The 14194-nt window shown below is 71.2% G+C and carries 10 protein-coding genes; 2 read left to right on the forward strand and 8 right to left on the reverse strand.

Going from position 1 to position 14194, the window contains the following annotated elements; genetic code table 11:
- Positions 1-245 precede the first annotated feature (245 nt).
- Positions 246-1556, forward strand: coding sequence for a M28 family metallopeptidase (locus tag ACFYUZ_RS09075; protein ID WP_389307210.1), 1311 nt, complete (start codon positions 246-248; stop codon positions 1554-1556).
- 66 nt (positions 1557-1622) lie between these two features.
- On the opposite strand, the gene ACFYUZ_RS09080 is transcribed toward ACFYUZ_RS09075, so the two are convergent.
- The 3 genes from ACFYUZ_RS09080 to ACFYUZ_RS09090 all read right to left on the reverse strand — a co-directional run bounded on the left by ACFYUZ_RS09080 (position 1623) and on the right by ACFYUZ_RS09090 (position 5561).
- Positions 1623-2792 carry an outer membrane lipoprotein carrier protein LolA gene (locus tag ACFYUZ_RS09080; protein WP_389307212.1) on the reverse strand — a complete coding sequence of 390 codons (1170 nt, stop codon included), beginning with the start codon at positions 2790-2792 and terminating at the stop codon, positions 1623-1625.
- Between the two features lie 132 nt (positions 2793-2924).
- Complete coding sequence (locus ACFYUZ_RS09085) at positions 2925-3935, reverse strand: polyprenyl synthetase family protein (protein ID WP_389307213.1); 1011 nt, start codon at positions 3933-3935, stop codon at positions 2925-2927.
- Positions 3936-4229: 294 nt separating this feature from the next.
- On the reverse strand, positions 4230-5561 hold the full coding sequence (locus tag ACFYUZ_RS09090) for an LPXTG cell wall anchor domain-containing protein (protein ID WP_389307214.1): 1332 nt from the start codon (positions 5559-5561) through the stop codon (positions 4230-4232).
- A 295-nt stretch (positions 5562-5856) separates the two neighbouring features.
- Here ACFYUZ_RS09090 and fahA point away from each other — a divergent pair, with 295 nt between their 5' ends.
- The gene (gene fahA, locus ACFYUZ_RS09095) at positions 5857-7083 is read left to right on the forward strand and encodes a fumarylacetoacetase (RefSeq protein ID WP_389307215.1); all 1227 of its coding nucleotides are present in this window, start codon (positions 5857-5859) and stop codon (positions 7081-7083) included.
- 3 nt (positions 7084-7086) lie between these two features.
- On the opposite strand, the gene ACFYUZ_RS09100 is transcribed toward fahA, so the two are convergent.
- The 5 genes from ACFYUZ_RS09100 to nuoL all read right to left on the reverse strand — a co-directional run bounded on the left by ACFYUZ_RS09100 (position 7087) and on the right by nuoL (position 14189).
- On the reverse strand, positions 7087-7914 hold the full coding sequence (locus ACFYUZ_RS09100) for a carbohydrate-binding protein (protein ID WP_389307217.1): 828 nt from the start codon (positions 7912-7914) through the stop codon (positions 7087-7089).
- 41 nt (positions 7915-7955) lie between these two features.
- Positions 7956-8876: an AraC family transcriptional regulator gene (locus ACFYUZ_RS09105; protein WP_389307218.1), complete on the reverse strand. Its 921-nt coding sequence runs from the start codon at positions 8874-8876 to the stop codon at positions 7956-7958.
- Between the two features lie 125 nt (positions 8877-9001).
- On the reverse strand, positions 9002-10651 hold the full coding sequence (gene nuoN / locus ACFYUZ_RS09110; protein ID WP_389307219.1) for an NADH-quinone oxidoreductase subunit NuoN: 1650 nt from the start codon (positions 10649-10651) through the stop codon (positions 9002-9004).
- Positions 10648-12246, reverse strand: a complete 1599-nt coding sequence (locus ACFYUZ_RS09115; RefSeq protein ID WP_389307220.1) for an NADH-quinone oxidoreductase subunit M — start codon at positions 12244-12246, stop codon at positions 10648-10650. Before ACFYUZ_RS09115 ends, nuoN begins: the two co-directional genes overlap by 4 nt.
- A gap of 5 nt (positions 12247-12251) precedes the next feature.
- The gene (nuoL, locus tag ACFYUZ_RS09120; RefSeq protein ID WP_389307221.1) at positions 12252-14189 is read right to left on the reverse strand and encodes an NADH-quinone oxidoreductase subunit L; all 1938 of its coding nucleotides are present in this window, start codon (positions 14187-14189) and stop codon (positions 12252-12254) included.
- Positions 14190-14194 lie beyond the last annotated feature (5 nt).

Genomic DNA, 14194 nt, shown 5'->3' on the forward strand with positions numbered 1-14194 from the left:
CTGTGGCGGAGCGACCCACGAGGAAGCGACATACCACGTTCCGGGGAAGCTGTCCGGTGAGCGAACACACCTGACCGGTTTCCGCTCTTGACGTGGAGTCAAATTCTCACTGAACATTCAGCACGCACAGCAGAACAACTGAACACCGCACATGCACTCGTACAGCTCCAGCCGCCTCGTGGCACCCACGCCCGAGGCGTCTCGCACGTTCCGTCCCATCCCCGTTCGGAATCCGGAGCCCCCACATGAACATCTCCGTGCCCAGACGCGCCACCGCGGCCGCCGCACTCGCGGCGCTCGCCCTCGCCGGACTCACCGGCACCAGTGCCTCCGCCAGCCCGGCCGCGGCCGTCGCCGCGCCCGACATCCCGCTGGCCAACGTCAAGCAGCACTTGGCGGACCTCCAGTCGATCGCCACCGCCAACGGCGGCAACCGCGCCCACGGCCGCACCGGCTACAAGGCCTCGATCGACTTCGTGAAGGCGAAGCTGGACGCCGCCGGCTACACCACCACGCTCCAGCAGTTCAGCTACAACGGCGCCACCGGCTACAACCTGATAGCCGACTGGCCGGGCGGCGACCCGAACCAGGTGATCATGTCCGGCTCGCACCTGGACTCGGTCACCTCGGGCCCCGGCATCAACGACAACGGCTCCGGGTCCGCCGCGATCCTGGAGACCGCGCTCGCCGTCTCCCGCGCCCAGCTCCAGCCGACGAAGCACCTGCGCTTCGGCTGGTGGGGCGCCGAGGAGCTCGGGCTCGTCGGGTCGAAGTACTACGTCAACAACCTTCCCACGACCGAGCGTTCGAAGATCAAGGGCTATCTGAACTTCGACATGATCGGCTCGCCGAACCCGGGCTACTTCGTCTACGACGACGACCCGACGATCGAGCAGACCTTCAAGGACTACTACGCCGGGCTCGGCATCCCCACCGAGATCGAGACCGAGGGCGACGGCCGCTCGGACCACGCGCCTTTCAAGAACGCGGGCATACCGGTCGGCGGCCTGTTCTCCGGCGCCGACTACACCAAGACGTCGGCGCAGGCGCAGAAGTGGGGCGGCACGGCCGGTCAGGCCTTCGACCGCTGCTACCACTCGTCCTGCGACACCACGGCGAACATCAACGACACGGCCCTGGACCGGAACGCGGACGCCATCGCGTACGCGATCTGGAACCTGTCGTCGGGGACGACGACCCCGCCGACCGGCACGGTCTTCGAGAACACCGCGGACGTGTCCATCCCGGACAACGGCGCCGCGGTGACCTCCTCCGTCACCGTCAGCGGCGTCGCGGGCAACGCGCCCTCGACCCTCAAGGTCGGCGTGGACATCGTCCACACCTACATCGGTGACCTGGTCGTCGACCTCATCGCCCCCGACGGCTCGGTCTACAACCTGCACAACCGGGCCGGCGGCAGCGCCGACAACATCAACCAGACCTACACCGTGAACGCCTCCACCGAGGTCGCCAACGGCGTCTGGAAGCTCCGCGCCCAGGACAAGGCGTCGATCGACACGGGTTACATCAGCGGCTTCAAGCTGACCTTCCCGTAGTACGCAGAACTCCCGGGCGGGTCGGTGAACATCGCCCCCGACCCGCCCGGGGTCCCAACCCGGCTGCTACTTGCCGGCGTTCGCCACGGCCACCAGCGCGTCCTTCGTCACCGCGCCGACGTAGACCTTGCCGTCGTCGGTGAGGAGCGCGTTCACCAGCTTGGTCTTGAAGACGGTGCCGGAGCCGAACTTCCCGGTGACCTTGTCGCCGAAGGAGTCCAGGAAGCCCTGGATCTCCTTCGGCGCCTCGTCGGTCCCGGGCGCCGGGGCGCCGGTGTCGATCTTCGCGATCGTCGTCCAGCCCTCGCCGATGACGTCCGGGCCCTCTCCGGAGCCGGAGCCGCCGAAGGCCTTCCCGAGGCCGGGGATGCCCTCCTCGAAGCCCTCCGGCAGGTCGCCCGCGGCCTTCTCGCCCTTCTCCGCCGCGCCCTCCGTCACCTTCGCGCCCTTCGGCGCCTCGAAGGTGAACTCGGAGGCGGCCGGCTTCCCGAAGTCGACCTTGGTGAAGCCCGCGTCGACGACCGGCTTGCCGCCCTCGACCGAGGAGAGGGTGAACTTCAGCGGGGTGCCGTTCGCCGCGTCCACCGCGATCTTCACCGACTCGACCGTCGAGCCGGTCTGCTTCGGCTTGATCACCAGCTGGTACGCGTCCCGGCCTGCCACCTTCGCCGTCCCGTCGACCGTGATCGACGTGGTGTCGCCCGCGGCCTTCAGGACCTCGTCGGCGAGCTGTCCGGGCGTGCCCGGGAGGGGCTCGTCCTTCTCGCCGGCGCCGGAGGCGCCCTTCTCGTGGAAGGCCTCGTTCGACTTGCTGTCGTAGGCCCAGACGTCGTCGCCGTTGTGGATCAGGCTGTACTCGTCGGAGCCGTCGAGCAGGGTGAGCCGCTGGCGCTCGGGGCCGTCCGCCGCCACGCGCAGGGTGTGGCTGCCCGAGACGAGCTCGGTGAGCTTCTCCGAGGGGTCCGCCGAGGAGGAGCCGTCGCCGCCCAGGCCCCCGAGGCCGGACGCCAGGCCGCCGAGGGACGGCAGCCCCAGGTCGGTGGAGATCTTGAAGGTGCCGGACAGGGTCTGGGTGTCCGAGGCGGCGATCTTCTCGATGAGCTGCCGGGCGGTGATCTCCGGCAGGTCCGGGTCGCCGGACGCCGCCAGCGCCGGGACGAGCCCGATGGTCGCCGCGGCCACTCCTGCCACCGCGACCGGGACGACGAACCGGCTCGCCTTACGGGTCTCTGCCATGGTCTGCGCTACCTCCGTGCCGTGCTGCCCCTGTGGATGATGTCTCCATCTCACCAAGGCGAGGGCTCGGAGTCGTCAGCCCCCGGGATCAACCTCACGTACTGCTTCGGGATGACCCGACCCTGAGAAGGCCTAGCCCGCGCGGTGCACCACGGCGTCGCACATCTCCGCCAGGGCCGCCTTCGCGTACCCGTCGGGCAGCGGCGCGAGCATGGCGCGCGCCTCCTCGGCGTACCGCACGGTGTCCCGGCGGGCCTGCTCCAGGGCGGGGTGGGCGCGCAGCCGGCGCAGGGCCTCGGCGTGCCGCTCGTCGTCGCTGAGGTCGCCGTCGATCAGGGCGACGAGCTCCAGGTCCTCGGGGCGCCCGTGGGCGGCCGCGGCGGCCCGCAGGCGGAGGACGGGGAGGGTCGGGATGCCCTCGCGGAGGTCGGTGCCGGGGGTCTTGCCGGACTCGTGGGAGTCGGAGGCGATGTCGAGGACGTCGTCGGCGAGCTGGAAGGCGACGCCGAGCCGCTCGCCGTACTGGGTGAGGGTGTCGACGACGCTCTCGTCGGCGCCGGACATCATGGCGCCGAAGCGACAGGAGACGGCGACGAGGGAGCCGGTCTTGCCGCCGAGGACGTCGAGGTAGTGCTCGACGGGGTCGCGGCCGTCCATCGGGCCGGCCGTCTCCAGGATCTGGCCGGTCACGAGCCGTTCGAACGCCTCGGACTGGATGCGTACGGCCTCGGGGCCGAGGTCCGCGAGCGTGTGCGAGGCGCGGGCGAAGAGGAAGTCACCCGTGAGGACGGCGATCGAGTTGCCCCAGCGGGCGTTGGCGCTGTCGACGCCGCGCCGGACGTCGGCCTCGTCCATGACGTCGTCGTGGTAGAGCGTGGCCAGGTGGGTGAGCTCGACGACCACGGCGGAGGGCACGACGCCCGGCGCGTAGGGGTCGCCGAACTGGGCGGCGAGCATCACGAGCAGGGGGCGGAACCGCTTCCCCCCGGCCAGGACGAGGTGCTGCGCGGCCTCCGTGATGAAGGGGACATCGCTCTTGGTGGCGTCCAGGAGGCCCGCCTCCACAGCCGCCAAACCGGTCTGGACATCGGCCTCAAGAGCCTGGTCCCGCACGCTAAGACCGAACGGCCCGACGACGGTCACGAGGGGGTCTCCTGTCTGCTGACGCCTGCTGACGCTGTCCGGACCGCACACCGCTCATTCGGATTGTCGATGTGTCGGTCCATGCACTCAAGCCAGCGTATCCGGTCACGTTTCGATCACCGTGGGCGCCTTCCCGTCACCCCCGGTATGTTCGCGATCGGCTCATACGACTGGAACTGGCCGTTTTGTCCCGAACGGCGAGCGACAGCGATACGAACGGCGGGCGGCGCCCCCGGTACGGCGGATCCCCCGCACGGCGGCCCGAGCGCGGCCGTACGGGGGATCCCAGGGGTCCTACGCGTCGGCGCCGGCCTTGCGGCGGCGGGCGACGACCAGCGCGCCGGCGCCCAGGGCGACGGCCCCGGCGGCGGCGAGGCCGAGCGGCAGGGTGTCGTTCGCACCGGTGGCGGCGAGGGTGCCGTTCACGGGGGTGACGGACGATCCGCCCTGCTGGGTGGTGTTCGTGTTGCCACCGGTGGTGACGGTCGGCGCCGGGGTCGGCGTGTCCGTCGGCTTCGGCTTCGGCTTGTCGCCCTTGTCGGCGGCGAGGATCTCGAAGTCGAGGGTCGAGAAGTCGTCGCCGGTGCCGCAGCTGCCGTCGTTGTTCTCGTACGCGCTGAAGGCGAAGGCCACGCCCTTGCCGGCCGGGGCGTCCGCCTCGACGGTGAGGCGCAGCTTCACGTCGGCGTGACCGCCCTTGACGAGCCCGCCGATCTCGATGGAGGGGAACTTCTCGGTGAAGGACGTCCACTCCGGCTTGTCGGCGGAGGACCACTCGACCTTGATGAAGCGGTCGGTCAGGTCCGTGTCCTCGTCGATGACCTCGTCGTCGGACTCGGGGGCCCGCAGGGCGTTGACGTAGGCCTCGACCGCGTCCAGGTTCCGGCCCGTGTCGTTGGTGACGCGCAGCGAGAAGAGGGCGCTCTTGCCGGCCGTGACCTTCTTGGGGCCGGTCAGCGCGACCTTGAGGGGGGCCTCGTCGGCGCACTCCCCCTCGATCTCCTCGGCGAACTCCAGCTCCTCCTTGGCCTCGGCGAGCTTCTCCTCGGCGGCCTTCTTCACCTTCTCGGCGAGCTTGAGCACGCGGTCGGCGGCGTCCTTGGCGGCGGTGAGGGCGGCCGTGGCCTCCGTCAGCTTCGCGTCGGCGGCGGTCTTCGCGGTCGCGGCCTCGGTCGCGGCCGTCTGCGCCGCGGTGACGGCAGCGGCGGCGGCCGTCTTCTGCTCCTCGGTCGCGTCGACGGGCAGGTCCTTCACAGCCTGCTCCGCCTTGGCGAGCGCCTCGTCGGCGGCGGTCTTCTTGGCGGCGGCCTCGTCGGCGGCCTTCTTCGCCTCGGCGGCGGCGACCGCCAGCGGGTGGTCGGCCTTGGTGAGGGCCTCGACGTCCTCGCGGGCCTTCGCGAGCTCGACGACGGCCTCGTCGTACTCCTTCTGCGCGAGCGCGACGGCGGCCTTGAGCTCCTCGATGGACGGCATGTCCTCGTCGGACTCGTCCTCGCCCGAGGCGGGCTTCTGCGTCGACGGGGCCGACGGCTTGGTGTCGGCGAACGCCGGCGCGGCCGAGAGGAACACGACCGGGGTGGTCACGGCGGCGGCCACGGCGGTCGCCAGGATGCGGCGGATCTTCACGTTGTGGACCTTTTCCTGGTCAAAGAGAAAGACAGCGAAGAATGGTGGCGGGCGCGCGCCAGCGGCTACCTCACGCGGCGCGGCACCCGGCACGATCGTAGGGCGGGGAGGGGGTCCGGGGGAGCCCTGTTTCCGCAGCTCGCAGGGGCGTTCCGGGAGTGCTCGGGACACAAACCGCGCGAATGCGGGCAGTTGCCCACGGAGGCCGCACTTTCTGTGTGATCCATGTCATCCGCGCCCGGCGGCCCGCCCCGTAACGTGTCCCCCACACACGTGGAAAGCGAGGCACGCACCGATGTCCGAGCACAGCCCGCTCGATCTGGCCGAGGGCGATCCCTTCGGCCCGCACAACCTCCCGTACGGCGTCTTCTCCACCGCCGACGAGCCCGGGCGGCGCCGGCTCGGCGTCCGCATCGGCGGGCACGTCCTGGACGCGGGTGCCGCGGCGCACGCGCTCGGCTCCCCGTACGCGACGCTGCTCGCGCAGCCCAGCCTCAACCCGCTGCTCGCGGCCGGGCGGACCGCCTGGCGCGACGTCCGCCGGGCACTGACGGCCTGGGTGACGGTGCCGGCGCACCGGGCGGACATCGAGCCGCTGCTGCACCCGCTGGACGCGGTGACTCTGCACCTGCCGTACGAGGTCGCCGACTACGTCGACTTCTACGCGAGCGAGCACCACGCGACGAACGTGGGCCGCATCTTCCGCCCGGACGGCGACGCGCTCACCCCCAACTGGAAGCACCTGCCGATCGGTTACCACGGTCGCGCGGGCACGGTCGTGGTCTCCGGCACCGACGTCGTGCGCCCCTCCGGGCAGCGCAAGGCCCCGTCGGACCCGGCCCCGGTCTTCGGCCCCTCGATCAAGCTGGACATCGAGGCGGAGGTCGGCTTCCTGGTCGGCACCCCGTCCGAGCTGGGGAAGCCGGTCCCGCTGGCCGACTTCCGGGAGCACGTCTTCGGCCTGACGCTGCTCAACGACTGGTCGGCGCGGGACGTGCAGGCCTGGGAGTACGTGCCGCTGGGCCCGTTCCTCGGCAAGTCGTTCCAGACCTCGGTGTCGGCGTGGGTGACGCCCCTGGAGGCCCTGGACGCGGCCCGGACCGCGCCGCCCGCCCGGGACCTCCCCCTCCTGCCGTACCTGGACGACGCGGCGGAGGAGGAGCCGGGCGGCTTCGACCTGCGGATCTCGGTGGAGATCAACGGCGAGGTGGTGGCCGAGCCGCCGTTCTCCTCCATGTACTGGACGGCGGCCCAGCAGCTCGCCCACATGACGGTGAACGGCGCCTCGCTCCGCACCGGCGACCTGTACGGCTCCGGCACGGTCTCCGGGCCCGAGGTGAACCAGCGCGGCTCGCTCCTGGAGCTCACCTGGAACGGCCGTGACGCCCTCGAACTCCCGGGCGGCAAGCGGACGTTCCTGGAGGACGGCGACGAGGTCGTCCTCACGGCCTGGGCGCCGGGCCCGGACGGCACCCGGGTGGCGCTCGGCGAGGTCCGGGGCCGGATCGTCCCCTCGGCCTGAGCCTCAGGCGGTCCGCCACAGGGCGGGGACGTTCGGCGGCTCCCAGCCGGCCTGGGCCGTGTGCGCCTGGAGGCACGCATAGCCCAGGCCGCCGTACGTGACGGCGTCCCCCGCCCGGTAGGCGGTCCCGGCGGCCCAGCTCCCGCCGGGGACCCCCGTGGACGTCGGGGTGGGCGTCGGCGTCGGGCCGGGGCCCTGCGGGACGTTCAGGACGAAGTCGAAGGCGGCCTCCTTCGCGGTGCCGGCGTCCCGGACGGTCATGAGGAGCCGCGGGTCGAAGATCGAGTCGGTGTTGTTGCGGGGCTCGCCCGGGAAGTACAGCTGCGTGGTCAGCACCGGCCGGCCCGGCGCCTGGAGCTTCACGTGGAGGTGGCGGGTGCGGCCCGGGTAGAGGCCGGGCACGATCGTGGTCAGCTTGAAGGCGCCGGTGGCGTCGGTGAACTGGTGCCCGCGGAAGCGGAAGCCGGTGTTGTCGTAGGCGCCGTTGACGTCCGCCTGCCAGAAGTCGAGCAGGACGCCCGATATCGGCCGGCAGGCGAGCCCGAAGACGTAGCCGCTGACCGTGAGCCGGACGCCGGTGGTGCCGGCCTCCAGGAGGCTGCTCCGCAGCGGGGAGTTCGGCTTGAAGTACGGCCCTTCCATCTGCTCCGGGGTGGGGTCGTCGCCGTCGTCGCACTCCGGGGTGAGCGCGGGCGCCGCCTCCGCGTCGGTCAGCGTACGGGCGAGCGCCGGGACGCCCATGAGGACGGCGGGCGCCGCCATCCCGGCCGCGAGCGCGGCGCGCAGCACGGTCTTGCGGGTGATGTGTCCGGCGGCGGTCTCGTTGTCCATGCCTGCTCCTCTGTGGGGGGCCTGGGGGGATGGCAACGAACCTAGGCGGGCGGGCCCGCGGCTTCGATGGACGGATCACGGCGGTCGTGGTGTTTTCGGAAGTCCCCCGGAGTCCGCCCGGTCTCCCGGCGGAAGAAACGGCAGAAGTACGCGGGATCCGCGAAGCCGACCCGGGCCGCGACCTGACGTATGGACAAATCGGTGCTCACCAGGAGGCGTTGGGCCTCGCGGGTGCGGGCCTCGCGCAGGAGTGCCGCGGGGGTGCGGCCGGTGGCGGCCCGGACGGCCTCGGCGAGGTGGCCGGAGCTGACCCCGAGCCGCTCGGCGCACTCCCGTACGGACAGCCCGTCGGCCCCGGCCCGCCCGGCGAGCCGGACGAACTCCTCGGCGATCCCCCGGGCGGGTGCCGGCCGGGCGGCGGCTCCGGGCAGCCGGGCGGCCCGCACCAGCAGCACGTGGAGCAGGGAGCGCAGCACCCCGGCGAAGCCGTCGGCTCCGCACCGGTACTCCTCGGCGAGCTCCTCCATCAGCAGCGAGGTCCGCGCGTGGGAGGCGTCGTCGAGCCCCACCCAGGGCCGGTCGCCCAGCCGCCGCAGCAACTCCTCGTCGCCGGCCCCGTCCAGCAGGAACTCGGGCGTGAACAGCACGAGCGAGCCTTCGAGCCCGCGCACGCCCTCCCAGTGGTGCACCTGCCCGGGCAGGATCACCCCCAGCTGAGGCGGCCGCACCTCGTACCGCTCGACGTCGAGGACGTGCACGCCGCTCCCCTCCACGACGTGGACGATCTCGTAGAAGGTGTGCCGGTGCGGGAACGCGGCCCGCGACATCGGCCCCATGGCGTCGAACCCGCCCGCCGCGAAGGGCACCTCCCCCGGCGCCCGCACCTCCAGCCGGTGCACGGGCGGCTCCCCGCGCCGGGTGGCGGCACAGGGAGCCCCCGGTAAGACCGTGGTACCGCGCATCGACCCGCCTCCCCGACTGGTACAGACCATTCGCTCGTCCACGATGCCATGCGCCGCGGGCGGTGTCAGGAACGCGAAGGGCCCGGCTCGCCCCCGAGCCGGGCCCTTCGCGCGTACCCTCCGGGCTACCGGACGAAGGTGCTCGCCTGGTTCGCCAGGTCCAGGAAGTACTGCGGGGCGAGACCGAGGACCAGGGTGACCGCGACGCCCGCCGTGATCGTGATGCTCGTCAGGGCCGAGGGCACGGCGACCGTGGGGCCGTCCGCCTTCGGCTCGCTGAAGAACATGAGCACGATGACCCGGATGTAGAAGAACGCGGCGATCGCCGAGGAGATCACACCGACCACCACGAGGGCGCCCGCGCCGCCGTCCGCCGCCGCCTTGAAGACCGCGAACTTCCCGGAGAAGCCGGAGGTCAGCGGGATGCCGGCGAAGGCGAGCAGGAAGACCGCGAAGACCGCCGCGACGAGCGGCGAACGGCGCCCCAGACCGGCCCACTTGGACAGGTGGGTGGCCTCGCCGCCCGCGTCCCGGACCAGGGTGACGACGGCGAACGCGCCGATCGTCACGAAGGAGTACGCCCCCAGGTAGAAGAGGACGGACGAGATCCCGCTCGGGGTCGCCGCGATGACACCCGCGAGCAGGAAGCCCGCGTGCGCGATCGACGAGTACGCCAGCAGCCGCTTGATGTCGGTCTGGGTGATGGCGACGATCGCACCGCCCAGCATGGTGACGATGGCGACGCCCCACATGACCGGCCGCCAGTCCCAGGTGAGCCCCGGGAGCACCACGTACAGCAGGCGGAGCAGCGCGCCGAACGCGGCGACCTTGGTCGCGGCGGCCATGAAGCCGGTGACCGGCGTCGGGGCGCCCTGGTAGACGTCCGGGGTCCACATGTGGAACGGCACGGCGCCGATCTTGAAGAGGAGCCCCATGAGGACCATGGCGAAGCCGATGAGCAGCAGCGCGTCGTTGCCCATGGTGTCGGCGAGCGCCGGGTCGACGGAGCCGATGGAGCCGTCGACGACGCGGGCGATGGTGGCGTACGAGACGGAGCCCGCGTAGCCGTAGAGCAGGGCGATCCCGAAGAGCAGGAAGGCCGAGGAGAAGGCGCCGAGCAGGAAGTACTTGACAGCCGCCTCCTGCGACATCAGCCGCTTGCGGCGGGCGACGGCGCAGAGCAGGTACAGCGGGAGGGAGAAGACCTCCAGGGCGACGAAGAGCGTCAGGAGGTCGTTGGCGGCCGGGAAGACCAGCATGCCGGAGATCGCGAAGAGCGCGAGCGGGAAGACCTCGGTGGTGGTGAAGCCCGCCTTGACGGCGGCCTTCTCCTGGTCGCTGCCGGGGACGGCGGCGGCCTCGGCGGCGAAGGAGTCGACCTTGTGGCCGTGGTCGGCCGGGTCGAGCCTGCGCTCGGCGAAGGTGAAGACCGCCACGATGGAGGCGAGGAGGATGGTGCCCTGGAGGAAGAGGGCGGGTCCGTCGACGGCGACGGCTCCCATGGCCGCGATGTGGGCCTTGGTGGAGCCGTAACCGCCCGCCGCCAGGCCGACGATCGCGGCGAAGGCGGCGGCGAGCGCGAGGACGGTCAGGAAGACCTGGCTGTGGTAGCGGGCCTTGCGGGGCACGAAGGCCTCGACGAGGACGCTGACGATCGCGGCGCCGAGCACGATGAGCACGGGCGAGAGCTGGGTGTACTCGATGTGGGGTGCCGGGATCTTGTCCAGCGGCCCGGCAGCTGTCGTCCACAAGCTGTGGACAGCCATGGAACTCACTTGGCCGCCTCCACGTTCTGAATCTGGGGCTGGGGGTCCTTCTGCCGGACGTCGGACAGGGTGTGCCGCACGGCCGGGTTGACGACGTCCGTCAGCGGCTTCGGGAAGACGCCGAGGAAGATCAGGACGGCGATCAGCGGGACGACCACGGCCAGCTCGCGCGCCCGCAGGTCGGGCAGCGCCCGCACCTCCTCCTTCACCGGCCCGGTCATCGTCCGCTGGTACAGGACGAGGGTGTAGAGCGCGGCGAGGACGATGCCGGTGGTGGCGATGATCCCGGCCACCGGGTACCGGGCGAACGTGCCGACCAGCACCAGGAACTCGCTGACGAACGGGGCGAGTCCGGGCAGCGACAGGGTCGCGAGGCCGCCGATCAGGAAGGTGCCGGCGAGCACCGGGGCGACCTTCTGCACACCGCCGTAGTCGGCGATGAGCCGCGAGCCGCGCCGGGAGATCAGGAAGCCGGCGACGAGCATGAGCGCGGCCGTGGAGACGCCGTGGTTGACCATGTAGAGCGTGGCGCCGGACTGGCCCTGGCTGGTCATCGCGAAGATGCCCAGGATGATGAAGCCGAAGTGCGAGATCGAGGCGTAGGCGACCAGGCGCTTGATGTCCCGCTGGCCGACCGCGAGCAGCGCCCCGTACACGATGCTGATCAGGGCGAGGACGACGATCGCGGGCGTGGCCCACTTCGACGCCTCGGGGAAGAGCCCGAGGCAGAAGCGGAGCATGGCGAAGGTGCCGACCTTGTCGACGACGGCGGTGATGAGGACGGCGACCGGGGCGGTGGCCTCCCCCATCGCGTTCGGCAGCCAGGTGTGCAGCGGCCAGAGCGGCGCCTTCACCGCGAAGGCGAAGAAGAAGCCGAGGAACAGCCAGCGCTCGGTGCTCGTCGCCATCTCCAGGGAGCCGTCGGCCCGGGCCGCGGCGATCTCGGTGAGCGAGAAGTTCCCCGCGACCACGTAGAGCCCGATGACGGCGGCCAGCATGATCAGGCCGCCGACGAGGTTGTAGAGGAGGAACTTGACCGCCGCGTACGAGCGCTGGGCCGCCGCGTTCTCGTCGGAGCCGCTGTGGGCGCGGTCGCCGAAGCCGCCGATGAGGAAGTACATCGGGATGAGCATGGCTTCGAAGAGGATGTAGAAGAGGAAGACGTCGGTGGCCTCGAAGGAGAGGATCACCATCGCCTCGACCATGAGGATCAGGGCGAAGAAGCCCTGCGTCGGCCGCCACCGCTTGGAGGAGGTCTCCAGGGGGTCGGCGTCGTGCCAGCCGGCCAGGATCACGAAGGGGACCAGCAGGGCGGTGAGCGCGATGAGCGCCACGCCGATGCCGTCGACGCCGAGTTCGTACCGGACGCCGAAGTCCTTGATCCAGGAGTACGACTCGACGAACTGGTAGCGGTCGCCGCCCGGCTCGAAGCCCGCGAAGACGACCCCGGCGAGCACGAGCGTGGCGAGCGAGACGAGCAGCGCCAGCCACTTGGCGGCGGTGCGGCGGGCGGCGGGGACGGCGGCGGTGAGCACCGCGCCGGCCGCCGGCAGCAGCGCCGTCGCCGTGAGGAGCGGGAAGCCCGCGTTGACCACTGGGGACATGGGAGTCACACCGCCCTCATCAGCAGGGTCGCGGCGATCAGCACCGCCGTACCTCCGAACATGGAGACCGCGTACGTGCGGGCGTAGCCGTTCTGGAGCTTGCGCAGCCGGCCGGAGAGCCCCCCGAAGGCGGCCGCGGTGCCGTTGACGACGCCGTCGACCAGGCTGTGGTCGACGTAGACCAGCGAACGGGTCAGGTGCGTGCCGCCGGTGACGAAGACGACGTGGTTGAAGTCGTCCTGGAGCAGGTCGCGGCGGGCGGCCCGGGTGAGGAGCGAGCCGCGCGGGGCGACCACCGGGACGGGCCTGCGGCCGTACTGGAGGTACGCGAGGCCGACGCCGATCACCATGACGGCGACGGTGGCGGCCGTGACGGCGGCGGCGCTGACCGGGGAGTGGCCGTGCTCGAAGCCGGTGACCGGCTCCAGCCACTCGACGAATCCGGCGAACTCGAAGACGGCGCCTCCGGCGACGGAGCCGACGGCCAGCAGGATCATCGGGATGATCATGGACTTGGGCGACTCGTGCGGGTGGGGCATCGCGCCCGCCGCGTGCTCGGCGGCCGGCTCGGCGCTGGGCGCCTCGTCGGCGTCCGGCGCCGGCTGCCAGCGCTTCTCGCCGAAGAAGGTCATCAGCATCACGCGGGTCATGTAGTACGCGGTGATGGCGGCGCCGAGCAGGGTGACCGCGCCGAGGATCCAGCCCTCGGTGCCGCCCTTGGCGAAGGCCGCCTCGATGATCTTGTCCTTGGAGAAGAAGCCGGACAGGCCCGGGAAGCCGATGATCGCGAGGTAGCCGAGACCGAAGGTGACGAACGTGACCGGCATGTACTTCCGCAGGCCGCCGTACTTCCGCATGTCGACCTCGTCGTTCATGCCGTGCATGACCGAACCGGCGCCGAGGAACAGCCCGGCCTTGAAGAAGCCGTGCGTCACCAGGTGCATGATCGCGAAGACGTAGCCGATGGGGCCGAGGCCGGCCGCCAGGATCATGTATCCGATCTGCGACATCGTCGAACCGGCCAGGGCCTTCTTGATGTCGTCCTTCGCGCAACCGACGATCGCACCGAAGAGGAGCGTGACCGCGCCGACCACGGTGACGACGAGCTGCGCGTCCGGCGCCGCGTTGAAGATGTCGGCGGAGCGGACGATCAGATAGACACCGGCGGTCACCATCGTGGCCGCGTGGATGAGGGCCGAGACCGGGGTCGGGCCCTCCATCGCGTCCCCGAGCCAGGACTGCAGCGGCACCTGGGCCGACTTGCCGCAGGCGGCGAGGAGCAGCATCAGGCCGATCGCGGTCAGCTTGCCCTCGGACGCCTGGCCGGTCGCCTCCAGGACCGGCCCGAAGGCGAAGGTGCCGAAGGTGGTGAACATGACCATGATGGCGATCGAGAGGCCCATGTCGCCGACCCGGTTGACGATGAAGGCCTTCTTCGCGGCGGTGGCCGCGGTGGGCTTGTGCTGCCAGAAGCCGATCAGGAGGTACGAGGCGAGGCCGACGCCCTCCCAGCCGAAGTACAGCAGCAGGTAGTTGTCGGCGAGGACGAGCAGGAGCATCGCCGCGACGAACAGGTTGAGGTAGCCGAAGAAGCGGCGGCGGCGCTCGTCGTGCTCCATGTAACCGATGGAGTAGACGTGGATGAGCGTGCCGACCCCGGTGATCAGCAGGACGAAGGTCATCGACAGCTGGTCGAGCTGGAAGGCCATGTCCGCCTGGAAGCCCTCGACGGGGATCCAGGTGTAGAGCGTCTGGTGCAGGGCCCGGTCGTCGGCGCTCTTGCCGAGCATGTCGGCGAAGAGCACCAGGCCGATCACGAAGGAGACGCCCGCGAGCAGCGTGCCGAGCCAGTGCCCGGACTTGTCCAGCCGCCGCCCGCCGAGGAGCAGGACGACCGCTCCGAGCAGGGGCGCCGCGATGAGCAGCGCAATCAGGTTGTCCACAGTTC

The sequence above is a fragment of the Streptomyces sp. NPDC004266 genome, from assembly GCF_042874095.1.
GTDB lineage: Bacteria > Actinomycetota > Actinomycetes > Streptomycetales > Streptomycetaceae > Streptomyces.

Bases quoted from the DNA above. Each gene is read 5' to 3' on its own strand.
- ACFYUZ_RS09080 (WP_389307212.1), bottom strand. From the start codon at position 2,792: ATGGCAGAGACCCGTAAGGCGAGCCGGTTCGTCGTCCCGGTCGCGGTG.
- ACFYUZ_RS09105 (WP_389307218.1), bottom strand. From the start codon at position 8,876: ATGCGCGGTACCACGGTCTTACCGGGGGCTCCCTGTGCCGCCACCCGG.
- ACFYUZ_RS09075 (WP_389307210.1), top strand. From the start codon at position 246: ATGAACATCTCCGTGCCCAGACGCGCCACCGCGGCCGCCGCACTCGCG.
- fahA (WP_389307215.1), top strand. From the start codon at position 5,857: ATGTCCGAGCACAGCCCGCTCGATCTGGCCGAGGGCGATCCCTTCGGC.
- ACFYUZ_RS09100 (WP_389307217.1), bottom strand. From the start codon at position 7,914: ATGGACAACGAGACCGCCGCCGGACACATCACCCGCAAGACCGTGCTG.
- ACFYUZ_RS09115 (WP_389307220.1), bottom strand. From the start codon at position 12,246: ATGTCCCCAGTGGTCAACGCGGGCTTCCCGCTCCTCACGGCGACGGCG.